Below are 23,803 nucleotides of genomic sequence, written 5' to 3'. Positions count from 1 at the left end.
GCGAAGCGTCTATTTCGATCTCTTTTGGACCTGCTCACTCACTCGAACCGCACCGGCGCTCTCTCAAGGCCGTTCCTATAATATATCATGTAGGAACCAAAAGATCAAGCACTTTTTACGGAAGATGGGTCAAACATTAATTTCAGCCTATCCCTCTTCCTTTCTGCTTCCTTCGTCCTTTGTTTTTCCTATATAAAGAAGAGAAGATCCCGGAGAATCCGGAATCTTCCCGTTAACAGCTGATTGGACCTGGCCGCTCCTTATTAAAGCACTTCCATGATGAACAGCTTGCGTTCCTGAATCAAGTTAATGATCTCCCCGTTGATGGAGACGATCGGGCGCGTCGGCTGATGAACATCCGCATAGACGATTTCTCCCATCTTGCGGTTGTTCAGTTTAACCCGCGTGCCGAGTGACAGCTGCGTCGTATGCTTGATCAATGTACGCACGATAGCCGGGTCGAGCTTTCCGAATGAATCCTGTTCCAGCTGTTCAAGTACCAGGTAAGGCGATGTTGCGCCGCGATAGCGGCGATTCAGCGTCATCGCATGGAAAATGTCCGCTACAGCCACGATTTTCGAATAAACGTGCAGCTTCTCTCCCGTTAGGCCGAAAGGATAACCGCTGCCGTCGATTCGCTCATGGTGCTGCAGAGCGGCAAGCAGGACGCCTTCCTGCAGAGCGGTCGCGTTTTTCAGAATCTGGTAACCGTAAGTGGTATGATTGTTCATTTCCATTTTTTCTTCAGGCCCCAGGTTCTCCGGCTTATGCAGAATCGTCGGCGAAATTTTAACTTTACCGATATCGTGCAGCAGTCCGGCCAATGCGACTTGAATCCAGTTTTTTTGCGGAATTTCCAACCAGCGTGCCAGCATGTACGAAGTCAGGGCGCTGAGGACGGCGTGGTGATACATATAGTCGTGCTTATCCGGCATATTGGGCGTGAAGCCCAGAATGCGATATCCCTGAATGTGTTCGATCAGCTTTTCCAACTGCGCCCGCCATTGGAAGATCGGGATCTCCATTGCCAGAACGGAAGGAAAACCGCTTTTAATCAACGCAACCATCCGATCATACTCTTCGGTAAAGCCGCGTTCTCTCTGATTTAAGACCGGGCGGCCCGAAGAGGCCGTTTGGACTTGACCCTCTTGTTCGGAAGCCGTATTGTCTTTTCCTTCCGCCTCGCCCTGGAGCTCTACCGAATCGATCATAAAAGCCTGTAAAATCTCCAGATCCCGCGGAAGCAGCGCTCTGCCTTTTTGAAAGAGCAGATTCCCTCTATCCGTATACACATTGGCTGCAAGCTTTTTGCCTGCTTCAAGCTCATTTACGGGTACATTAACCATGGCATCCACCTCCTCTGTTGCAGTCGGTCGAGTTGTTCGAATCGGACATTCTTTCCGGATACGGGTCCTGCCGCGCAGCGCGGTATCGGGCATGGTTTCCGCTGAAGATCCGTTTAATCGTTTCGCGTACCGCTTGCTTATCATTTCGATTATATGCCGTGATACCAAGTGCAACAATACCAAAAATATCCCACATCGGTCTGTTTCGCATTCTTTTATTGAAAAAGGGTTTTTTTACACAAAAAAGGGAAGTCCCATTGGACCTCCCTTTCTCTACAGCCGTGTAAGGCATCTGCTTCTTATTCGGTCGATTCCGGATCGGTATCCAGCATCTCCAGCATCGCTTTTGCCTCGACGTCGGCCACGACCGTGCCCGCATTCTCTTCGGACAGCTCGCCTTCGGCCAATTCGTCTTCGTCGATTTCTTCGCTCTTATCGATTCGGCAGACTGTGGCAACCGATTCTTCTTCGCGGATATTGATCAATTTCACGCCCTGCGCATAGCGGCCCATCGAAGAGATACCGTCCATGCTTGTCCGGATCAGCGTACCGCTCGTCGTGATGATCATCAAGTCTTCTTCCGCTTTAACGACCTTCAAGCTGGCGACAGGTCCGTTTTTCTCCGTGACGTTAATCGTCTTGATCCCTTTACCGCCGCGGGTTTGAATCCGGTACTCGTCGATCGGGGTGCGCTTGCCGTAACCTTTGCTCGTGACGATCAGCACTTCGCGGTCCGGCTTGACAACGTCCATGCCGATAACGGTATCCTCGCCTTCGAGCGAGATGCCTTTGACCCCGGTAGCGCCGCGGCCCATCGAGCGAACGTTGCCTTCTTTGAAGCGGATCGAGAGACCCGAAGCCGTACCCATGATGATCTCCTGCTCGCCGTCGGTCAGCTTGGCGCCGATCAACGCGTCGTCTTCGCGCAGCGTGATGGCGATCAATCCGCCCTTGCGGATATTGCCGTAATCGGTCAGCGGCGTCTTCTTCACAATGCCCCGGCAGGTTGCGAAGAACAGGAAGCGGTCTTCCTTGAACTCCTGCACCGGAATAACGGCATTGATCGATTCGCCCTGCTCGATCTGAATCAGGTTGATAACCGGTGTTCCCCGTGCCGTGCGGCTGAGTTCCGGAATCTCGTAAGCTTTGATCCGGTATACCTTGCCGCGGTCCGTGAAGAACAGCAGATGGTTATGGGAATTGGTCGCAAACAAATGCTCGACGAAGTCTTCGTCTTTCGTTCCCATGCCCATGACTCCGCGTCCGCCGCGCTTTTGGCTGCGGTAGGTGGACGCCGGAAGGCGCTTGATATAGCCCGTATGCGAAATGGTGATGACCACTTCTTCCTGAGGGATCAGGTCTTCGTCCAGGATGCTGTCCTCGCCGATCGTGATTTCGGTACGCCGCTTATCCGCAAAACGTTCCTTGATCTCGTTCAGCTCGTCGCTGATAATCTGCACCAGCAGATTCTCGTCCGCCAGAATCGCCCGGAATTCGCTGATGCGCTCCAGCAGCTCGTTGTACTCGCCTTCGATCTTCTCGCGTTCCAGTCCGGTCAGGCGCTGCAGACGCATATCGAGAATGGCCTGAGTCTGTTCCTGACTGAGCGAGTAGCGCTCGGTCAGCTGCGCGCGTGCGGCATCGGCCGTCTGGGAACCGCGGATAATCGCGATGACTTCGTCCAGATGGTCGAGCGCAATGCGCAGACCTTCGAGAATATGGGCGCGCGCTTCGGCCTTTTTGAGGTCGAATTCGGTCCGCCGGCGTACGACCACTTTCTGGTGCTCCAGGTAGTGATACAGCACATCGCGAAGGTTCAGGATTTTAGGCTCGTTATTGACGATGGCCAGCATGTTGACGCCGAACGTCGACTGCATGGCGGTATGACGGTACAGGTTGTTCAGCACGACGCTCGGGTTCACGTCGCGGCGCAGTTCCACTACGATCCGCATCCCGTTGCGGTCGGATTCGTCGCGCAGATCGGTAATACCGTCGATCCGCTTTTCGCGAACCAGTTCGGCGATTTTCTCGACGAGGCGCGCTTTGTTGACCTGGTAAGGAATTTCCGTCACGACAATGCGCGCTTTGTTGCCGTTCTCTTCGATCTCCGCTTTCGCCCGCATCGTAACCGAGCCTCGGCCCGTCTGATACGCCTGACGGATACCGGAACGTCCGAGAATGTACCCGGCCGTCGGGAAGTCCGGACCTTGAATATATTCCATGAGATCCAGCGACGTCAGATCCGGATTCTGGATCAGCGCCTGAACGCCGTCGATGACTTCGCCCAGGTTATGCGGCGGAATATTGGTGGCCATGCCGACCGCGATACCCGATACGCCGTTGACCAGAAGGTTGGGATAACGCGCCGGCAGAACGACCGGCTCGTGCTCCTCGCCGTCGTAGTTCGGCTGGAAATCGATCGTTTCTTTGTTGATGTCGCGCAGCATTTCCATCGCGATCTTCGAAAGACGCGCTTCCGTGTAACGCATGGCCGCGGCGCCGTCCCCGTCGACGGAACCGAAGTTCCCGTGTCCGTTCACGAGCATATAGCGCATCGAGAAGTCCTGCGCCATCCGGACCATCGTTTCGTATACGGCGGAGTCGCCGTGCGGGTGGTACTTGCCGATAACTTCGCCGACGATTCTCGCCGACTTTTTGAACGGCTTGTCCGGCGACATGCCGAGTTCGGACATCGCATAGAGAACCCGTCTGTGGACCGGCTTCAATCCGTCTCTAACGTCAGGCAGCGCGCGGCTGACGATGATGCTCATTGCATAATCCATAAAGGACTCGCGCATTTCAGTGCCGATATCCCGATCTATGACCTGCGATCTTTGTTCTTCCGCCATGACTGCCTCCTTCTATTTGGATACATCTTCCGCCCCTTCGTCCCGTAAAAGGCCCGGAGGTCGAACATGCACCGTTGGTGCCTGCATAATCACATTGGTTGCTGCTTTTTTATTTGAAAATGAAGCTTGAAATTCGCCTTGCAAACGCTCGGAATATGCGGCTTCCACATCCTTATTATTATACCATTAATCCGTCCGGATGTCCGTATTTTATGCCGGAAAAGCAAGGATAAAAAGGCGTTTTCTCGGCGTTTTTATGCATTTTGCGTATCAAAAAAGGAGAGGCGCCTTCTGCGGGCCCCTCTCCTTCGTCCCTCCCCGAACGAGGGAAAAAACCGTCGTTAAATATCCAAGTTTTTGACGTAGCGCGCGTGTTCCTGGATGAAGTCGCGCCGCGGCTCGACATTGTCGCCCATCAGCGTATCGAAAAGCGTATCGGCCAGCATCGCGTCGTTGATCGAAACCTGCATCATCGTCCGGCTTTCCGGATCCATCGTCGTTTCCCACAGCTGGGTGGCGTTCATTTCTCCCAGACCTTTGTAGCGCTGCACGTTGACTTTGGCCCCTTCGCCGAAACCTGCGATGATCTCGTCCCGCTCGTCTTCGCTGTTGGCATAAACGACCGTCTTGTTGCGCTCGATCTTGAACAGAGGCGGCTGCGCGATGTAGACGTAGCCCGCTTCGATGATCTGGCGCATATACCGGTAAAAGAACGTCAGCAGCAGGGTACGGATGTGCGCGCCGTCGACGTCCGCATCGGTCATGATGACGACTTTGTGATAACGGGCTTTCGAGATATCGAAGTCTTCGCCGATGCCCGTACCGATCGCCGTAATGATCGCGCGGATTTCCAGGTTCGACAGAATGCGGTCGAGTCTCGCTTTCTCGACGTTCAGTATCTTGCCTCGAATCGGCAGGATCGCCTGGAAGTGCCGGTCGCGGCCCTGCTTCGCGGAACCGCCGGCGGAGTCGCCTTCGACGATGTACATTTCGCTGATCGACGCGTCTTTCGACGAGCAGTCGGCCAGTTTGCCCGGCAGGGCGCTGACTTCCAGCACGCCTTTGCGCCGCGTCAGCTCGCGCGCTTTGCGGGCCGCTTCGCGCGCTCTCGACGCTTGAAGCGCCTTATCCAGGATGCGGCGAGCCGCAGCCGGATTTTCGTTCAGGAAGTCCGTCAGCTTTTCGGAGAAGAGCGACTCCACGATGCCCCGTACTTCGCTGTTGCCCAGCTTCGTCTTGGTCTGCCCTTCGAACTGCGGTTCGGGAATCTTGACGGAAATGATCGCCGTCAACCCTTCGCGCACGTCGTCGCCGGTCAAGTTGCCGCTCGCGTCCTTGACAACGCCGGCTCTGCGCGCGTAATCGTTGATGATCCGCGTGAGGGCGCTCTTGAAGCCGGATTCGTGCGTACCGCCTTCATGCGTGTGGATATTGTTCGCGAACGAATAAATGTTCTCGGTGTAGCTGTCGTTATATTGAATCGCGATCTCGACCGCGATCATGTCGCGCGAACCTTCGACATAGATCGGCTGCTCTTGAATCACGGCTTTGTTCTGGTTCAGGAATTCGACGTATTCGCTGATCCCGCCTTCGTAGTGGAACGAAGCGTTCTCGCCCGTCCGTTCGTCAAGCAGGGAAATCATGATCCCTTTGTTCAGGAACGCCAGCTCGCGAATCCGGCTCAGCAGCGTCGTGTAGTTATACACGGTCGTTTCGGTAAAGATCTGCGGGTCCGGCTGGAACGTGGTCGTCGTGCCGGTATCTTCCTCGTCGGTCTCCCCGATGACGCGCAGGTCGTACTGAGGCGCGCCGTAGCGGTATTCTTGTTCGTAGATTTTGCCGTCCCGTCTGACCTTGACGACGACTTTCTCCGACAGGGCGTTCACGACGGAGACGCCGACGCCGTGCAGACCGCCCGAGACTTTGTACCCGCCGCCGCCGAATTTGCCGCCGGCGTGCAGGACGGTCATGACGACTTCGAGCGCCGGACGCTTCAGCTTCGGATGCTCGCCGACCGGAATGCCCCGGCCGTTATCGATGACGGTCACGCTGTTGTTTTCGTGCACGATTACTTGAATATGGTCACAGTAGCCGGCGAGCGCTTCGTCGATGCTGTTGTCCACGACTTCCCACACGAGATGGTGAAGGCCTCTTTCGCTCGTCGAACCGATATACATCCCCGGCCGCTTGCGTACCGCTTCAAGCCCTTCGAGGACCTGTATCTGACTGGCATCATACGATTGTTGATCCATTGACATGCTTCGTTCACCCACTCCTGTAGTTTGTGAAATTGCGAGAATAGAATACGAAACGCCCGATCCCGGAGCCGATCCGAAGGGCAGCGGCGGGAAGGGCGGCGTATTAGGAACAAAAGGAAATTCCGATCGAGTTCCGTACTTCGGACGCCGTTACATACCTGCGCCGAACGTTCCGGAACGTTTTTTCAGCGTGGCGGACGAAATCGGCGAGTAGTAAACGACCGATTTGGTCACGACGATGGATTTGGCTTCCTCCTCGCCGATCGTCTCCACTTTTTTGTTTTCTTTGGCGGAATTGACGAACTGCTTGGAAATGCGCGAAGACTTCTCGATGGAAACGTCGAATATGGCGATCAGTTCCGAAGAACGGATAATTTTTTCGCCGCCGAGATGGATATACATAAGAACCCGCAACCTCCTTGGGGAATGCTTCTGTTTACGCCTGGCGAGTCGGACCCGCCGTTCGGCCCGGCGATCCCTTTGTCGGAATAAAAGCGAAGAGGGGAATCCACCAACTTCTTTGCGCGGTCGGCGTCTTACGAATCGATATGTCCTTCGCTGACCTGGTAAATATGCGCACCCTGCAGCTTCTCCGCGTGAATCGTCTCGATTCCCGTCGCGGTAATGAATGTCTGCACCCGGCTTTGGAAAGTCTCGATCAGCTGCGTCTGCCGATACGGATCGAGCTCGGACAATACGTCGTCAAGCAGAAGAATCGGATACTCGCCGATCTCTTCGTGGATAAGTTCGATCTCCGCCAACTTCAGCGAGAGCGCGGTCGTCCGCTGCTGGCCTTGAGAGCCGAAATTGTGCACTTCTTTTTCGTTGATGAAAAAGCTGAGGTCGTCCCGATGGGGACCGGCAAGGGTCGTTCCCCGACGGATTTCCTGTTCGCGCACTTGTGATAATTTTATCATAAATTGTTCCAATAAAACAGCTTCATCTTCCTCCTCGGCTTCGCCGAACGAAGGGACATAGCGCAGAACGAGCTGTTCCTTGCCGCCGGTTATCCCCTTGTGGATATCCTGCGCCCAGATTTGCAGCTTGCGGATAAACCGCTTGCGTCGGCGCACGATGTTGGCTCCGTGCTCGGCAAGCTGCTCGTTCCAGATTTCCATCATGACGGGATCCGGCGTTTTGCCGTACGACTGCTTGAGCATATTGTTGCGCTGCACGAGCACTTTCTGATACTGCTGCAGATGGAACAAGTAGCTCGGCTGCACCTGCCCGATCTCCATGTCGAGGAACCGGCGGCGAATGCCCGGCGTTCCTTTGACGATCTCCAGATCTTCCGGAGCGAACATGACGGCGTTCAGCGTGCCGATAAAGTCGCTCAGCTTGCGCTGCTCGAGCCCGTTGATTTTCGCTTTTTTCCCTTTCGGCGACAGCGACAGCTCCAGATGGACGTTGCCGTACTTTTTTTCCACATGGCAGCTCGCGTACGCAGAGTCTTCGCCGAAAGCGATCAGCTCGCGATCTTTCGCGGTGCGGTGAGATTTGGTCAATGCCAGCACGAACAGCGATTCGACCAGATTGGTCTTTCCCTGGGCGTTGCGGCCGATCATCAGGTTCACGCTTCCGAAGTTTTCCAGTTTCAGTTCGTCGTAGTTGCGGTAATTTTTCAGTGCGATGTCTCTAACTTGCACGTGATCTCCATGCCTCCTGTGCGCCCGCCGCAAAATGAAGACGAGGCCGCATTTGCACTACGCAAAGCCGCCCCGTCTGTGTGGATAACCCGTCTTTTGCGGATTCTGTACGCTGCTTGTAATAAACGCCGCGGCGGACGAAAGGGCCGTTAGTCTTCCCGGACCACCTTGAAGGTGCCTTCGCCGTCCACCTCGACCGTGTCTCCGGGATACAGCTTGCGTCCCCGGCGTTCTTCGCTCTCTCCGTTGACCCGAACCAGGCCTTCGGCGATCAGCATTTTGGCGCTGCCTCCCGTGGAAATGCAGTTGGCCAGCTTCAAAAACGTGTCCAGCTTGATATATTCCGTGCGGATGGATACTTCATTCATCATTTTGCCTTCCTTTCATGCTGGTGTCAAAAAGAAAAGGCGCGGGCGGCTCCGGAAAAGTTTCGTTACGATCGCTGTTTCGACCGGGAAGAAGGATTAGATTTGGATTGGAATCTTCCCGGGCTCAAAGGCGATACCCAGCATATGCTTCCGAAGTGCATTTCTTCGAAATGCTTTAGCTTCTTCACCGAAACTCTCCCTACGCCTTCGGCCTTTTCTTTAGAACTGGGTTTCTATGCTTTTTAAAGATTTAGTTCGTGGTCCGGTAAGGCAGGATGATATACAAGCTGTTGCTGTCGTCGGTCGGTTCGATAATGATCGGGCTCATCACGCCGGTAAAGCGGATCGTCAGCTGCTCGCTTTCGATGACCTTGAGCACGTCGAGCATGTATTTCGAGTTGAACGACAAGCGCAGCTGCTCGCCTTCGAATTCGGAAAGTTCGATTTCTTCTTTGACGCGTCCGAGTTCCGTCGAGCTGGACGAAATCTCGATGCCGCCTTCTTCGAGCGTCTGCATGCGGACGATGTTCGTTTTTTCTTCGCGGGACAGCAGGTAAGCGCGGTCGATCGACTCGCTGAGTTTCTTGGTGTCGAGCAGCAGGCGCGTTTTGTGGCTCGACGGGATGATTTTGGACGTATCCGGGTAGAGGCCGTCCAGAATGCGCGAGTAGAACAGGATGCGATCGACTTTGAACAGCACCTGATTGTCGGCGACGACGATATCCACAAGGGTGTTTTGGTCGGGAATGATTTTGCTCAGCTCGTTCAGCGTCTTGCCGGAAATGACCACGTTGTTGAATTCGACGTCTTCCGCTCCCTCTAGGCGAACCGTGCGCGTCGCCAGGCGGTGACGGTCGGTCGCCACGAATTTGAGCTGCCCTTCCTTGAGGCTCCACATTACGCCGGTCAGAATCGGAGTCGTCTCCTGCGTCGAAATGGAGAAGCCGGTCTGGCGGATCATATGGCGCAGCAGATCGCCGGGTACGGACAGTACGCGGTTTTCTTCAATGTTCGGCAGAACCGGGAATTCTTCCGGATCCAGACCGACCAGTTGAATATCCGTCGCTCCCGCACGGATAAACGTCTGGAACCCGCTGCCCACTTCCATCTCGATCTCCGAGGTCGGCAGCTTTTTGATAATTTCCACGAAAAACTTGGCCGGGAGCACCACGCTGCCGACCTTCTCCACGGTAACCACCGTTTTATTGCCTTCTTCAGCAGGAATAAAGGATTGAATCGAAATGTCGGTATCGCTGGCCGTCAGAGTGACGCCGTGATAAGCAACATCGAATTTTATGCCCCCGAGAATCGGAATTGTCGTGCGGCTGGAAATGGCTTTGGATACATGTTGGATAGCGTCGTTCAAGTGGGATTTGGAAATGCTGATCTTCATCTCGTCACTCCTGTATAGATAATATATTCTTTAAGATCTTTATAGTAAAAGTAGTAGGGGCCCTGAATATGTGGATAACCTTAAGAAAAGGGCGAAAAACATAATAAACGAAGCCTATCCACATGTGTATAAGGTGTGCATAGGCTTTTCGTTTATTCAGGAAGGATTTTTGATTTTTTCCGTGAGATTGTGGACAACTTTGGACAGCTCCTGATCGACCTTGAGCGAGTGGGAGATTTTTTCGTGGGCGTGAATGACCGTCGTATGGTCGCGCCCGCCGAATGCTTCGCCGATCTTGGGCAGCGAGTAATCCGTCAGCTCGCGGGACAAGTACATGGCCACCTGACGCGGAAAAGCGATAGCTTTGGTCCGTTTCCTCGCTTTAAAATCTTCCATTTTCAAATTGTAGTACTCGCCGACCCGCTGCTGGATGTCCTGGATCGTAATGATCCGAGGCCGGCTGGACGGGATGATGTCTTTCAGCGCTTCTGCCGCGAGATGCGCCGTAACGTCCTGATTCGTCAGCGACGAGTAGGCCACGACGCGGATCAGCGCGCCTTCGAGCTCCCGGATGTTCGTGTCGATCTGATTCGCGATGTACATCATCGCTTCGTTCGGCACGTCCAGGTTTTCCGCTTTGGCCTTTTTCCGCAGAATCGCGATCCGGGTCTCCAGATCCGGCGGCTGGATGTCCGTGATCAGGCCCCATTCGAATCTCGAACGCAGCCGTTCTTCCAGCGTCGGAATTTCTTTAGGCGGACGGTCGCTGGAGATGATGATCTGCTTGCTCTCCTCGTGCAGCGCATTGAACGTATGGAAGAATTCCTCCTGCGTCGACTCCTTGCCCGCGATGAATTGAATGTCGTCGATCAGCAGGATGTCGATGTTCCGATACTTGTTCCGGAAGCTTTCGCCGCGGTTGTCGCGGATGGAGTTGATGAATTCGTTCGTAAACTTCTCCGAAGAGATGTAAACGACGCGGCTGCTGGGATTATGCTGCAAAATGTAGTGGCCGATCGCATGCATCAGGTGTGTTTTTCCGAGTCCTACGCCTCCGTACAGGAACAGCGGATTGTAAGCTTTTGCCGGCGCCTCGGCGACGGCAAGCGATGCCGCATGGGCAAAACGGTTGCCCGAGCCGATGACGAACGTGTCGAATGTATATTTCGGATTCAACATATTGGCATTCGCTTCGACATTGACAGACACCGGCGCTGGCACCGGTGCCGATGGTTTTTGCTGAAGATCTTCTTCGCGTCCGGGTTCCTCGATTACGAATTTGACCGTTACGCTGCGCCCGAGCACGTCAAATGCCACCTGAGCCACGAGTTTGGTATACCGGCTCTCCAGCCATTCCACGGCGAAGGTCGTCGGCGCCGATACGGTCAGCGCACCCTGGGTGAGCTGGATCGCCTGCGTAGCCTTGAACCAGGTGTCGAAGCTGGGTTTGCTCAGCTTTGTTTGAATAATAGATAAAATTTGCTGCCACAATTGAGCGGTATGGCTGTCCACAAACTGTCACTCCTTTGAAATCATACGATGTGGCTTAAGCCGGAGCATCCGCCAAGAGTTTTCGGAATTGCGGCGCACGAACAGACACCTTGAATGTCCCGGTCTTCGGCAGGCCTGCGAAGCAGCGGCCAATGCGGAAAGTCGGACATTCATCTGCCGCTCGATCCGAGCGGCTAAAAGGAGTACGGCGTTGCGCCAGGAATAGAAAAGGCGAGAGGAGGTTATCCCCACTATCAATAATTATGGGAACAAAAAAAGAAGGATAAATTGAACTTGTTCACAACGTTATCCACAGCCTGTTGATAATATGGAGGCTAAAACCGAATATTCACACCGAAAAGTAATCTAATCATAGCAAAAGAAACCGGTCATTTCAACGGTTGCCGTTATTTTATCCACAAATCCAAGACCTTGTGCATAATACATATCCACACCACTAGATATTGTTCATAACGTGTTTAAAATCGAACTGTGAATAAACGGCTGACCAAGAAATATGCACAGGCCAAAAGGCAATACGGTGGAAAAACGCGATTACGCAAAAACGTCGTTTTTTACGGGAAGCCCCAAGCGGCGCGGATCCGGGTGCTGTGGATAACCGAGAAATGGGAAGCGGCCGGAATTTCGCGCGAACGAGAAAAATCGCGTCATCCGTCGAGGCGGAAAGAAAGGAAAGGAGGCCGAGACGAAAAAAAGGGAAGAAGCCGAGCGGGCAAAAAAGGAATGAACAAGGGCGAAGGGGAAGAGGCGGATCCGAAGGTGGATAAGGGAAGCCGGGGAAAAGGGAGGGGGAAACGACAGGAAAGCGAACGCGCCGCCAGCTAAGAGGTTTTCCAGCAGGAGAGAGGGCTGTTCCTCAGGACAAGTTCTCCGGCGGCGGATTCGCCTTTCCTTATATACAAGCATTCGCGGACTGCATTTGACGCAAAAAAAGAGGGAGAGAACCCAATAAGTTTGCTTGACTTTGCTGGAAACGCGTGATTAAATGATATAAGGCATGTTCTGCGAAGAAGAAGAACGAATGTGTGTAATTATTATATTGGTTTAGCGATTTTGCAAAACCTGTACTACCTGTTAAAGGAGGTGCTATTGTCATGGGTCCTACTTTCAAACCAAACACCAGAAAGCGCAAAAAGGTGCATGGATTCCGTAAAAGAATGAGCACGAAAAACGGCCGCAAGGTGCTGGCTGCTCGTCGTCTCAAAGGCAGAAAAGTGCTGAGCGCTTAAGTTCAAGCACATGAGCGAAGACCACCTGGGGGTGGTCTTTTTTTCTTAAATGAAGGGGACGCGAGAAAAGGTGCAGAAAAAGCTACGATTACGGAACCGTGCCGAATTTACCCGCGTATACCGTCACGGCAAGTCTTTCGCGAACCGGCAGTTGGTCCTTTACTGGTTCCATAAACGGGACGTCGAGCGGTTTCGCATGGGCGTATCGGTCAGCAAAAAAGTGGGCAACGCCGTCGTCCGCAACCGAATGCGTCGTCTGATGAAAGAAATCGTCCGGCATCACGCCGACGAAATCGTCGACCATGTCGATCTCGTATTTATCGTCCGCAAGGGCGCGCTCGACCTGGAGTACAAGGAGCTGGAGAAGAGCGTGCTGCACGTGCTTCGCAAATCCTCGCTGCTCAAGCGCAAGGGACGCTGACGTCCGGCCTGGCAGGATACGCAGGTGAAGCGCTTTTTTGCGTTTCAAATGGCGTGGCAATTATGGTATGATTTTCACAACTGCCAACGGTTCGACCTACGGGAGTGCAGGAACATGAAGGTCAAGAGAGGGGTTATCAAGTGTCTCAATTGTTCAAACGCAGAGGCAAGTGGCTGTTCGTTATCGCCGCGGTCCTGCTGATTGCCGTCCTTGCGGGCTGTACGCCGACCAATACGGCGCTGCACACGACGGAAGATTTGAAAAACAGCGGAAGCTTCTGGCGCAGCAACGTGGTGTACTGGTTCTCGCTCGCGCTCGATACGTTCGCCAAATGGTTCGGAGGCGAATACGGCTTCGCGGTCCTTCTGCTCGTGCTGATCGTTCGTACGCTGATCCTGCCGCTGACCATCAAGTCGGTGAAGAGTTCCAAAGCGATGCAGGCGATCCAGCCGGAAATGCAGAAGCTGAGAGAGCAGTACAAGGACGATCCGCAGCGCATGCAGCAGGAGCAGATGCGTCTGTTCCAGGAAAACAAAGTCAATCCGGCAGCAGGCTGTCTGCCTCTTATCGTTCAGATGCCGATTTTCATCGCGCTTTATAACGCTATCATCTATAACAGCGAACTGGCGCAGCATTCCTTCCTGTGGATGCAGCTCGGGAAGCCGGACATTCCGCTTACGCTGTTCGCGGCGGCGACCACGTTCCTGCAGACCTGGTTGATGATGCGCCAGAACCCGGCGCAGCAGCAGGGCCCGATGCAGTTCATGCTGTTCGTGTATCCGATCCTGATCTTCTTCATGGGTTATCAGTTCCCATCCGCCCTCCCGCTGTACTGGGCAATGAGTAACGTCTACACGATCGTGCAGAACTTCTTCCTGTACCGCAACAATGACACGAAAGCCGCGGCTGCGGTTATCGCCCAGCAGGGCGGAACGAAGCCGGCAGGCAAAAACGGCACTTCCGGCGGCGGCGTAAGCCTGGCGAAGGGCGCAGGCCCGGTCGCGAGCCGCAAAAAGAAAAAGAAAAAGCGTTGATGTTGAAATAAAGATCCAAGGGATAGCTGAATAACGAGCATGTGCAAAAGACGAAGCGTGAACACAAGGGGGCGCGGATCCGATGACGAGCAAAGTGACGGCTGTGGGAAAGACGGTGGACGAAGCGATAGCGCAGGGACTGGCGCAGCTTGGCGTGACCAGGGACCGTGTCGAGGTCAATGTGCTGGAGCATCCTTCGAAAGGGTTTCTCGGCCTGTTCGGCAGCCGGAAAGCCAAAGTCGAACTCACGCTGATCCGATCGAGCCGGATCCCGGACGCGCCTGTCCCGCCTTCCGCCGAAAGTGAAGAAGCGGGAGTACCGATAGCGGTTCCCTCGGAGGCCGAGTTCGAAGACCAGCCGCCGAGGAGAGAACGTCCGAACCCGGCGGCGCCTGCTCCGTCCGCTCCGAAATCTGCGGGCGGGGAGAACGCGCCTCGCCGAGAACGGCCCAACCCGGCCGCTCCCGCTCCGATGGAAGCGGAGCCTTCGGAGACGGCGGAAGTTTCGCCTGAATCTTCCGGTATCCGTCCGGACGAACGCTATCGCGAAGCGGCGGACTTTATCCGCGACGTTGCCGCAGCGATGGGGCTCGAAGTCGAGGTCGATATTCGCAAAAACCGCGACGGCGGGCTGCTCGACATTTCCGGGCCCGAGCTCGGCATGCTGATCGGCCGCCGGGGTCAGACGCTCGACGCGCTGCAGCTGCTCGCCGGCGTCGTCGCCAACCGGGATTCGGACAAATTCGTTCGCCTGACGCTGGATGCGGAGAACTTCCGCCGGCGCCGCGCGAAGACGCTGGAAGAATTGGCCGACAGGCTGGCCGAGCGCGTCGTCCGTACGCGCAAGGAAGTCGTGCTGGAGCCCATGCCTCCGCAGGAGCGGAAAGTCATTCATGCCCGGCTTCAGAATCATCCCAAAGTCGAGACGGGCAGCCGGGGCGAAGAGCCCAACCGGCGCGTCGTCATCACGCTCAAATAAGCCGAAAGCTTTCGGCAGGCGAGCGCCCTCTTTGCCCATGCGGCGAAGGGGGCCTCTGCCGTTTGCGGAGCCGGCAGAACATCGAATTCGAAGGAAACGGGCACCGGTCGGGCTGAAGCCCCCGGTGCTGCCGTTTCTTCTTGTATATAGGAACGCAAATCCGCGCTCCGAGGAAAGCGAGGAAGAACTTCATGATTAGCGATACGATTGCGGCCATTTCCACGGCCGTGGGCGAAGGCGGTATTGCCGTTATTCGCGTCAGCGGCCCCGAAGCCGTCACCGAAGTAAGCCGGTTGTTCCGCAGCGGGACTCCGCTGACCGAAGCGGCGACCCATACGGTGCATTACGGATTCATTGTCGATCCCGATACAGCGGAAAAGCTTGAAGAGGTGTTGGTAACCTTGATGCGCGCGCCGAAGTCGTTTACGACGGAAGACGTCGTGGAAATCAGCGCCCACGGCGGCGTCGTATCGGTGCGGCGCATCATGGAGCTGCTGCTGAAGCAGCGCATTCGTCTGGCCGAGCCGGGCGAGTTCACGAAACGCGCCTTCCTGAACGGCCGGATCGATCTGTCTCAGGCGGAAGGAGTCATCGACTTGATCCGTTCCAAGTCGGACAAAGCGTTCTCCGTCGCGTTCAAACAGGTCGAAGGCGACCTGTCCAAGCGCATCGGGCAGCTGCGGCAGACGCTGATCGAGACGCTGGCGCATATCGAGGTCAATATCGACTACCCCGAGCATGACGTGGAATCGCTGACTTCGCTGTTCATTCAGGAAAAATGCGGCGCCGTGCTCGAGGAAGTCGAGCGTCTGCTGAAGACGTCGAACCAGGGCAAAATCCTGCGCGAAGGCATCACCACGGCGATCGTCGGCCGTCCGAACGTGGGCAAGTCGTCGCTGCTCAATGCTTTGTCCGGCCAGAACCGGGCAATCGTCACCGATATTCCGGGCACGACCCGCGACGTGATCGAAGAATTCATTACGATCAACAATATTCCGCTGAAGCTGCTCGATACCGCAGGTATCCGCGAGACGCTCGACGTGGTCGAAAAGATCGGAGTCGAGCGTTCCCGCACCGCGCTGAACGAAGCGGACCTGATTCTGCTCGTATTGAACGGCGGCGAAGAACTGAACGAAGAAGAACTGCAGCTGATGGAGCAGATCCGCGGTAGACAATCGATCGTCATTATGAATAAAATGGACCTGCCGCAAAAAATCGAGTCGGAAAAAGTGCGGCAGTTCTACAAAGAAGAGCTGATCGTGCCGATGACCGTTAAAGAGGGCGAAGGCGTCGACCGGCTCGAAGCGGCGATCTCGTCGCTGTTCTTCGAAGGCAAGCTCGAAAGCGCCGACTTGACCTACGTGTCGAACGTGCGCCACATCGCGCTGCTGCATCAGACGAAGCGCTCGCTGAACGACGCGATCGAAGCCGCGCAGATGATGGTGCCGATCGACATGATCCAGATCGACGTAAGACTGGCGTGGGAGCAGCTCGGCGAGATCGTCGGCGATACCGCCCAGGACTCGCTGATCGACCAGATCTTCTCGCAGTTTTGCCTCGGCAAATAAACCGGCGCAGAGTCCCGGCTCCTGCCGGCAGCGAAATGTTTGGCGGAATGAAAAGCGAATCGAGCATTTTCAGCTTCATATTCGCCCTATATAGATGAAGGGATTTTTTCGAATCCCGATATTTACGTCGTTAAGCTGCGTTCCCCGTGAAACGCGGCATCCTTTTTCTTTTACACACCAAGCGAAGCAAATGAGCGAAGGGGCAAAAGGATTCCGGAAAAGCGAAGCGTTCGCGCCTGTCTTCGGAATGCTTCCTTACAAGAGTCCAATCCGGCATTCCAAAGGCAGAAAGCGATTGAAGGAACCTTTTGCGCCCGGAGCCTCTTATGCGAGCCACCCCAAGGAGGGAAACCACATGACATATACAGGCGGAGAATTCGACGTTATCGTCGTCGGCGCCGGACATGCCGGCGTCGAATCGGCGCTCGCCGCGGCCCGTATGGGCTGCAAGACGCTGATGGTGACGATCAACCTCGACATGGTCGCGTTCATGCCGTGCAACCCGTCGATCGGCGGACCGGCAAAAGGTCACGTCGTGCGCGAAATCGATGCGCTCGGCGGCGAAATGGGACGCAACATCGATAAGACGTTTATCCAGATGCGCATGCTGAACACCGGTAAAGGACCGGCCGTCCATGCGCTGCGCGCGCAGGCGGACAAGTTCTCCTATCAGCATACGATGAAGGAAACGATGGAGAAAGAACCGAATCTGACCATGCGTCAGGGCATGGTGGAAGAGCTGATCGTCGAAGACGGCAAGTGCGTCGGCGTCGTCACCAAAACGGGAACGCGCTATATGGCCAAGTCGGTCGTGCTGACGACCGGAACCTACCTGCGCGGCAAGATCATCATGGGCGAACTGATGTACGAAAGCGGTCCGAACAACCAGCAGCCGTCCGTTCGTTTGTCCGAACATCTGCGCGAGCTGGGCTTTAACCTTGTTCGTTTCAAGACAGGTACGCCGCCGCGGGTGCATAAGGATACGATCGATTTTTCCAAAACCGAAATTCAGCCCGGCGACGACAAGCCGAAGTTTTTCTCCTATGAAACGAAAGGTTCGACCAACGAACAGCTGCCGTGCTGGCTGACGTATACGTCGCCGGAAACGCATCAGATTATCAACGACAACCTGCACCGCGCGCCGATGTTCTCCGGTCTGATCGAAGGAACCGGCCCGCGCTACTGTCCGTCCATCGAGGACAAGGTTGTGCGCTTCAGCGACAAATCGAAGCATCAGATTTTCCTCGAGCCTGAAGGCAAAAATACGTCCGAATATTACGTGCAGGGTCTGTCGACCAGCCTGCCGGAAGACGTGCAGCTGCGCATGCTGCGCACGATCGCGGGCATGGAAAAAGTCGAAATCATGCGCAACGGCTACGCGATCGAATACGACGCGATGGTGCCGACGCAGCTGTGGCCGACGCTGGAGACGAAAAACCTGCCGGGGCTGTTCACCGCCGGACAGATCAACGGAACGTCGGGCTACGAAGAAGCCGCGGGTCAAGGCATTATGGCCGGCATCAACGCCGCGCGCAAAGCGCAGGGCAAGGAAGGCGTCGTACTGGACCGTTCGCAGGGCTATATCGGCGTGCTGATCGACGACCTTGTCACCAAGGGCACCAACGAGCCTTACCGGCTGCTGACTTCCCGCGCCGAATACCGGCTGCTGCTCCGTCACGATAACGCGGATCTGCGTCTGACGCCGATCGGTCACGAAATCGGGCTGATCTCCGAAGAGCGCTACGCGGCATTCCTCGACAAGAAAGCCAAAGTCGAGGCGGAAATCGAGCGCCTGCGCAAAGCCAAGGTGCACCCGGACCAGGTGAATCCGATGCTGGAGCGCGTCGAGTCGGCGACCATTAACAACGGATCGGACCTGCTTACCGTGCTGCGCCGTCCCGAAGTCACGTACGCCGACATCGAAGATATCATTCCGACGGATATCGAGTTGGACGAAGAAATGAAGGAACAAGTCGAGATCCAGGTGAAATATGCCGGGTACATCGAGAAGCAGCTGGCGCACGTGGAAAGGCTGAAGAAAATGGAACAAAAGAAGCTTCCGGAAGATCTGGCGTACGACGAAGTGCGCGGTCTGGCGATGGAAGCGAAGCAGAAGCTCGCCTCCATTCGGCCGCTGTCGATCGGACAAGCTTCGCGTATTTCCGGCGTAACGCCCGCCGATATTTCGATTCTGCTCGTTTACCTGGAACAGGTTAACCGGGTAGCGGCGGCACGGGGGTAAGCATGGACGATATCCAACGGCGTTTCACGGACCGGCTGAAGAAGCACGGCATCGAATTGGACGGGCGCCAGCTCGAACAGTTCGAGACCTACTACAAGCTGCTGGTCGAATGGAACGAGAAGATGAACCTGACCGGCATTACCGAGCGGGAGCAGGTGTACGAAAAGCACTTTTACGATTCGCTGACGCTGGCCTTTTACGTGGATATGAAAAAGGTGGGCAATCTCGCGGACATCGGATCGGGCGCCGGTTTTCCCGGGGTGCCGCTGAAGATCGCTTTCCCGCATCTTCGGCTGTGCATCATCGATTCGCTGAACAAGCGGATTAATTTCCTTAAAGCCGTGGCCGAAGGTTTGGGGCTCGAAGGCGCCGAGTTCCTGCATGGCCGCGCCGAAGAATGGGGACACAAGCGCGGATATCGCGATTCGTTCGACCTGGTGACGGCGCGTGCCGTGGCGCGTCTCGCCGTGCTGAACGAATTCTGCCTGCCTTTCGTCAAGCCGGAAGGCGTCTTCGCGGCCATGAAGGGGACGGATCCTGCCGAGGAGATCGCGGAATCCCAGAAGAGTCTGCGCGAACTGCGCGGCGAGATTGTCGGAGTCGAGGCGTTCCGGCTGCCGTTCGACGACTCCGACCGTCATGTTGTTCGTGTCGCCAAGACGGCCATCACGCCGTACAAGTATCCGCGCAATCCCGGACTACCTCTGAAAAAGCCGCTGATTTAATCTTTCTGTTTCACGTGGAACAGGGGGGAGCGCACCGATACCGGACGAAAAAAGCGCCGCCCAAGGGCGGCGCTTTTTTGCTGCTCTGGATAAGGGAGTGAAGGCCGGGGAGCCGATTTCAGGATAGGATTCGCGGGGGAAAAGTGATAAACTGAAATTGTCTGCCCGCAGACTTTTTTTGGGTTTACGGGCACGGACGAATGAGCTTACACGAAAACAGAGACACGCTGCATAGGGCTGCAAGAACAGGCTTGGCAGGCGATGGTCGCAGGCAAAAAAGAACAGACGCCGAAAACGCGGGGGGAATGCAGCGGCGGCGGGAGTTTGCCGAGTCGGCACGCCGGGCAAAGCCGGGAGTTGAAATTTCTCGAGAAGGACGGCGCTGCCTTGCCTCCTTCCCGGAATAGGTGGTCATGTTCGGAATGAAAGAGCAATTTTCGAAATTATTCGGGCTGACGGAACGCTCGACCGGCGACGAAGTCAAACAGATTCCGGTCGACGAAGTGGTCGGCAGCCCCTATCAGCCGAGAACGATCTTCGATGAAGAAAAAATCGAGGAATTGTGCCAGACGATCCGGACGCACGGCGTCATTCAGCCGATCGTGGTCCGCGTGCGCGGCGGAAAGTACGAGATCATCGCCGGCGAGCGCCGTTGGCGCGCCGTACGCAAACTGGGCATGACAGCGGTGCCTGCCATCGTGCGCGAGTTTAACGATTCTCAGGCGGCTTCGATCGCCCTGATCGAAAATCTGCAGCGCGAAGGGCTGACGGCGATCGAAGAGGCGGCGGCTTACGCAAAACTGCTTGAGCTGCATCAGCTGACCCAGGAAAGCCTGGCTCAGCGGCTTGGCAAAAGCCAGTCGACAATCGCCAACAAACTGCGCCTGCTTCAGCTTCCCGAGGAAGTGAAGCGGGGGCTGATGGAGCGGAAGATCACCGAACGCCATGCAAGGGCACTGCTCTCGCTGAACGGCGAAGAACTTCAACTTAAGGTGATGAAAGAGATCATCGACAAAGAGCTGAACGTGAAGCAGACGGAAGCGAGAGTCGCCTTTTACAAGGAAGCGGTGCAGGTGAAAAAGTCGAAGCGCGTTTCGTACACGAAAGACGTCCGGCTGGCATTGAACACGATCCGTCACTCCATCGATATGGTGTCGGGATCGGGAATGGATATCCAAACGACGGAAGCCGACCAGGGGGATCACTACGAAATCGTGATTCGGATTCCAAAGAAGTCCTGACAGGCCCAACCTATGCCAACCGAGGTGAATCCGATTGTCCAAAATCATTGCAATCGCCAACCAGAAAGGCGGCGTCGGAAAGACGACGACATCCGTTAACCTGAGCGCCGGTCTGGCCAAGCTCGGCAAGCGCGTACTGCTGATCGACATCGATCCGCAGGGCAACACGACGAGCGGCGTCGGCATCAATAAAGCCGATGTGGAGCACTGCATTTACGACATTCTCATTAATGAAGTCCACCCGAAGGAAGCGATCGTGCCGACGCATATCGAAGGACTGGACGTTATCCCCGCCACCATTCAATTGGCCGGAGCGGAGATCGAGCTGGTGCCGGTCGTTTCCCGGGAACTTCGGCTTAAGAAAAATATTCACCTGGTCAAGAAAGACTACGATTATATCCTCATCGATTGCCCGCCTTCCCTGGGCATTCTGACCATCAACTCGCTGACGGCCGCCGACTCGGTGATTATCCCGATTCAGTGCGAATATTACGCGCTGGAAGGGCTGAGCCAACTTCTTAATACGGTACGCCTTGTTCAAAAGCACTTGAATACGGAGCTCCAGATCGAAGGCGTTCTGCTAACGATGTTGGACGCGCGGACGAATCTCGGTATTCAAGTGATCGAAGAAGTGAAGAAGTACTTTCAGGATAAAGTGTACGGCACCATTATTCCGCGAAACGTGCGTTTAAGCGAAGCGCCTTCGCACGGCCAGACGATTATGACGTACGATCCCCGATCCAAGGGAGCGGAAGTTTATATGGAGCTGGCAAAGGAAGTGATCATCGATGAATAAAAAAATGGGCAAGGGGCTCGGCAAAGGGTTGGATGCGCTCATTCCTTCTCTGTCGGTAGGAGAAAACGACAAGGTGGTCGAGATTCCGCTCAATCAGCTTCGTGCCAATCCGTATCAGCCCCGGCACTCATTTGACGAAGATGGATTGCGGGAGCTGGCGGATTCGATTCGCCAACACGGCGTCATTCAGCCGATCATCGTTCGAAGCGTACTGAAAGGCTACGAAATTATTGCCGGCGAGCGACGGAGCCGTGCTTCGGCTCTCGCCGGCAAGACGGAAATACCGGCCGTCATCCGCGAATTTACCGATCAGCAGGTAATGGAAATCGCTTTGATCGAAAATGTGCAGCGGGAAAATCTTAACGCGATGGAGATCGCGGTCGCCTATCAATCGTTGATGGACGAGTTCAAAATGACTCAGGAAGAGCTGTCCCTCAAAGTCGGAAAATCGCGCTCCCATATCGCCAACTTTTTGCGCTTGCTGACGCTGCCCGAAGAGGTGAAAGATCATGTTTCACGTGGAACGCTATCGATGGGTCATGCCAAGGCGATCGTGGGTCTGAAGAATCCCGAGCTGCAGCTGGAGCTGGCGGAGAAGGCGATCCGCGAAGCATGGAGCGTTCGGGAACTCGAGGAAGCCGTCCAGCAGGCGGGAACCAAGGGACGGAATAAAGCCAAGCCTAAAGCCGGAAAACGCGACCCTTACATCGAACACGTGGAAGAGTCGCTGCGCGAGCACTTCAAAACGACGGTCAAGATCAAGCCGGGCAGCAAAGAAAAGGGAAAAATCGAATTGAATTATTACAATCAACAAGATTTGCAGCGGCTGCTCGATTTGCTGCAATAAGCTTGTCTTTCAGGCATTTGCAGAGCTCTTGCGAAAGTTTTCCCTCATTATAATGGTATTCCGAATCCGTGTCCGAAGGACAGAAGGGAGGGGCGGATATGAACCGACCGGATGACAAAGCGGTGATCTATCTGGATCACGCGGCGACTTCCTGGCCGAAGCCGGAAGCGGTATTGGAAGCGATGACTCGTTCCATGCAGGAAGAAGCCGCCAATCCCGGCCGAGGCGCTCATCGCATGGCTGTATCGGCGGGTCGGGTGCTGATGCGTACGCGCATGTCGCTCGGTCGTTTGTTCGGCGTGTCCAATCCGAACGACATCGCTTTTATGCCCAATACGACCGCGGCTCTCAATCAGGCGATCAAGGGACTGCTGCTGCCCGGCGACCACGTCGTCGCGACCATGATCGAACACAATTCGGTGCGTCGGCCGCTTGAGTATATGCGGCGCCGGCACGGCGTACAGGTCGATTATGTACAAGCGGACGAATCGGGGACGATCGATACGGCCGAACTGTCATCGCTGTGCAGGGCGAATACCCGGCTGATCGTTTGCAACCACAGTTCGAATCTGCTGGGCAGCATTCTTCCTGTGGCGGACATCGCCCAGATCGCGCGCAGCCATGGAGCCTATCTGCTGGTCGATGCCGCGCAGAGCGCGGGCACGATGGAAATCGACGTCGAACGTCTCGGCATCGACCTGCTGGCTTTTCCGGGACACAAGGGACTTCTCGGTCCGCAGGGCACGGGCGGATTGTATATTCGGCCGGCGATCGATTTGACGCCGCTGATGCACGGCGGAACAGGCAGCCAGTCCGAAGAAGCCGAACAGCCTTCCGTGCGTCCCGACCGATACGAAGCCGGCACTCCGAATACGGTCGGCATTGCCGGGCTTGGTGCCGGCGTACGGCATGTGCTGGAAGAAGGAGCCGCCGTTATCGGACGCAGAGAATGGGAGCTGACGCAGCTGCTCATGGAACAGCTGTCCTCGGTGGACGGACTCAACCTGCTCGGCCCGAAGTTGGGGGAACCTCGAACAGGGATCGTTTCGTTCACGCTGGACGGCATGGATGCGGCCGAGATCGCTTTTCGTTTGGATCGCCATTACGGAATCGCCGTGCGAGCCGGTTATCACTGCACGCCGCTTGCGCATCGTACGGCCGGCACGACGGCCGGCGGAGCCGTCCGGAGCAGCGTCGGTTACGATACGACAAGGGCGGAGACGGAAGCTTTGACGGAAGCGATGCGGGAAATCGCGCGCTCCGTGTAGCGGGGAGGCAAACCGGGTAAATATCGGAGATGCACCCGCCAATCGGATACACATACAGCTTGGGCGTTCAGGATGTGTCTT

19 protein-coding genes are annotated in these 23,803 nt (G+C 55.6%); 11 read left to right on the top strand and 8 right to left on the bottom strand.

The window, feature by feature from the left end:
* Positions 1-263 precede the first annotated feature (263 nt).
* The 8 genes from GYN08_RS14970 to dnaA form a co-directional block, all read right to left on the bottom strand.
* Positions 264-1,346: an HD-GYP domain-containing protein gene (locus GYN08_RS14970; RefSeq protein ID WP_166275555.1), complete on the bottom strand. Its 1,083-nt coding sequence runs from the start codon at positions 1,344-1,346 to the stop codon at positions 264-266.
* A gap of 299 nt (positions 1,347-1,645) precedes the next feature.
* Positions 1,646-4,195: a DNA gyrase subunit A gene (gene gyrA / locus GYN08_RS14965; RefSeq protein WP_166275553.1), complete on the bottom strand. Its 2,550-nt coding sequence runs from the start codon at positions 4,193-4,195 to the stop codon at positions 1,646-1,648.
* A 341-nt stretch (positions 4,196-4,536) separates the two neighbouring features.
* Positions 4,537-6,453 (bottom strand): DNA topoisomerase (ATP-hydrolyzing) subunit B, encoded by a 1,917-nt coding sequence (gyrB, locus tag GYN08_RS14960; RefSeq protein WP_166275551.1) that lies wholly within the window; start codon positions 6,451-6,453, stop codon positions 4,537-4,539.
* 150 nt (positions 6,454-6,603) lie between these two features.
* The gene (gene remB, locus GYN08_RS14955) at positions 6,604-6,855 is read right to left on the bottom strand and encodes an extracellular matrix regulator RemB (RefSeq protein WP_166275549.1); all 252 of its coding nucleotides are present in this window, start codon (positions 6,853-6,855) and stop codon (positions 6,604-6,606) included.
* A 134-nt stretch (positions 6,856-6,989) separates the two neighbouring features.
* Entirely contained in the window at positions 6,990-8,099 is a 1,110-nt protein-coding gene (gene recF / locus GYN08_RS14950) for a DNA replication/repair protein RecF (RefSeq protein ID WP_166275547.1), read from the bottom strand.
* Between the two features lie 149 nt (positions 8,100-8,248).
* Positions 8,249-8,467: a S4 domain-containing protein YaaA gene (gene yaaA / locus GYN08_RS14945; protein WP_166275657.1), complete on the bottom strand. Its 219-nt coding sequence runs from the start codon at positions 8,465-8,467 to the stop codon at positions 8,249-8,251.
* A gap of 250 nt (positions 8,468-8,717) precedes the next feature.
* Complete coding sequence (gene dnaN / locus GYN08_RS14940; RefSeq protein WP_166275545.1) at positions 8,718-9,860, bottom strand: DNA polymerase III subunit beta; 1,143 nt, start codon at positions 9,858-9,860, stop codon at positions 8,718-8,720.
* 156 nt (positions 9,861-10,016) lie between these two features.
* On the bottom strand, positions 10,017-11,372 hold the full coding sequence (gene dnaA / locus GYN08_RS14935; RefSeq protein ID WP_166275543.1) for a chromosomal replication initiator protein DnaA: 1,356 nt from the start codon (positions 11,370-11,372) through the stop codon (positions 10,017-10,019).
* Positions 11,373-12,466: 1,094 nt separating this feature from the next.
* On the opposite strand from dnaA, the gene rpmH reads away from it, so the two are divergent.
* From rpmH to GYN08_RS14880, 11 genes are all read left to right on the top strand, one after another.
* The gene (gene rpmH / locus GYN08_RS14930; protein ID WP_018976936.1) at positions 12,467-12,601 is read left to right on the top strand and encodes a 50S ribosomal protein L34; all 135 of its coding nucleotides are present in this window, start codon (positions 12,467-12,469) and stop codon (positions 12,599-12,601) included.
* Between the two features lie 70 nt (positions 12,602-12,671).
* On the top strand, positions 12,672-13,022 hold the full coding sequence (rnpA, locus tag GYN08_RS14925; protein ID WP_166275541.1) for a ribonuclease P protein component: 351 nt from the start codon (positions 12,672-12,674) through the stop codon (positions 13,020-13,022).
* Positions 13,023-13,162: 140 nt separating this feature from the next.
* Complete coding sequence (locus GYN08_RS14920; RefSeq protein WP_166275539.1) at positions 13,163-14,056, top strand: YidC/Oxa1 family membrane protein insertase; 894 nt, start codon at positions 13,163-13,165, stop codon at positions 14,054-14,056.
* Positions 14,057-14,138: 82 nt separating this feature from the next.
* Positions 14,139-15,035, top strand: a complete 897-nt coding sequence (gene jag, locus GYN08_RS14915; protein WP_166275537.1) for an RNA-binding cell elongation regulator Jag/EloR — start codon at positions 14,139-14,141, stop codon at positions 15,033-15,035.
* 191 nt (positions 15,036-15,226) lie between these two features.
* A complete protein-coding gene (mnmE, locus tag GYN08_RS14910) occupies positions 15,227-16,603 on the top strand; it encodes a tRNA uridine-5-carboxymethylaminomethyl(34) synthesis GTPase MnmE (RefSeq protein WP_166275535.1) in 1,377 nt (458 codons plus the stop codon).
* A 355-nt stretch (positions 16,604-16,958) separates the two neighbouring features.
* Positions 16,959-18,845 (top strand): tRNA uridine-5-carboxymethylaminomethyl(34) synthesis enzyme MnmG, encoded by a 1,887-nt coding sequence (mnmG, locus tag GYN08_RS14905; protein WP_166275533.1) that lies wholly within the window; start codon positions 16,959-16,961, stop codon positions 18,843-18,845.
* 2 nt (positions 18,846-18,847) lie between these two features.
* The gene (rsmG, locus tag GYN08_RS14900) at positions 18,848-19,570 is read left to right on the top strand and encodes a 16S rRNA (guanine(527)-N(7))-methyltransferase RsmG (protein WP_166275531.1); all 723 of its coding nucleotides are present in this window, start codon (positions 18,848-18,850) and stop codon (positions 19,568-19,570) included.
* Positions 19,571-19,992: 422 nt separating this feature from the next.
* Positions 19,993-20,811 carry a nucleoid occlusion protein gene (noc, locus tag GYN08_RS14895; RefSeq protein WP_166275529.1) on the top strand — a complete coding sequence of 273 codons (819 nt, stop codon included), beginning with the start codon at positions 19,993-19,995 and terminating at the stop codon, positions 20,809-20,811.
* A 34-nt stretch (positions 20,812-20,845) separates the two neighbouring features.
* Entirely contained in the window at positions 20,846-21,607 is a 762-nt protein-coding gene (locus GYN08_RS14890) for a ParA family protein (protein WP_166275527.1), read from the top strand.
* A 4-nt stretch (positions 21,608-21,611) separates the two neighbouring features.
* A complete protein-coding gene (locus tag GYN08_RS14885; RefSeq protein ID WP_166275655.1) occupies positions 21,612-22,454 on the top strand; it encodes a ParB/RepB/Spo0J family partition protein in 843 nt (280 codons plus the stop codon).
* Between the two features lie 98 nt (positions 22,455-22,552).
* Positions 22,553-23,722 (top strand): aminotransferase class V-fold PLP-dependent enzyme, encoded by a 1,170-nt coding sequence (locus GYN08_RS14880; RefSeq protein ID WP_166275525.1) that lies wholly within the window; start codon positions 22,553-22,555, stop codon positions 23,720-23,722.
* Positions 23,723-23,803 lie beyond the last annotated feature (81 nt).

It is taken from the genome of Saccharibacillus alkalitolerans (assembly GCF_011090185.1).
Lineage (GTDB): Bacteria > Bacillota > Bacilli > Paenibacillales > Paenibacillaceae > Saccharibacillus > Saccharibacillus alkalitolerans.
This window is presented reverse-complemented; position numbering and strand designations above follow the sequence as displayed.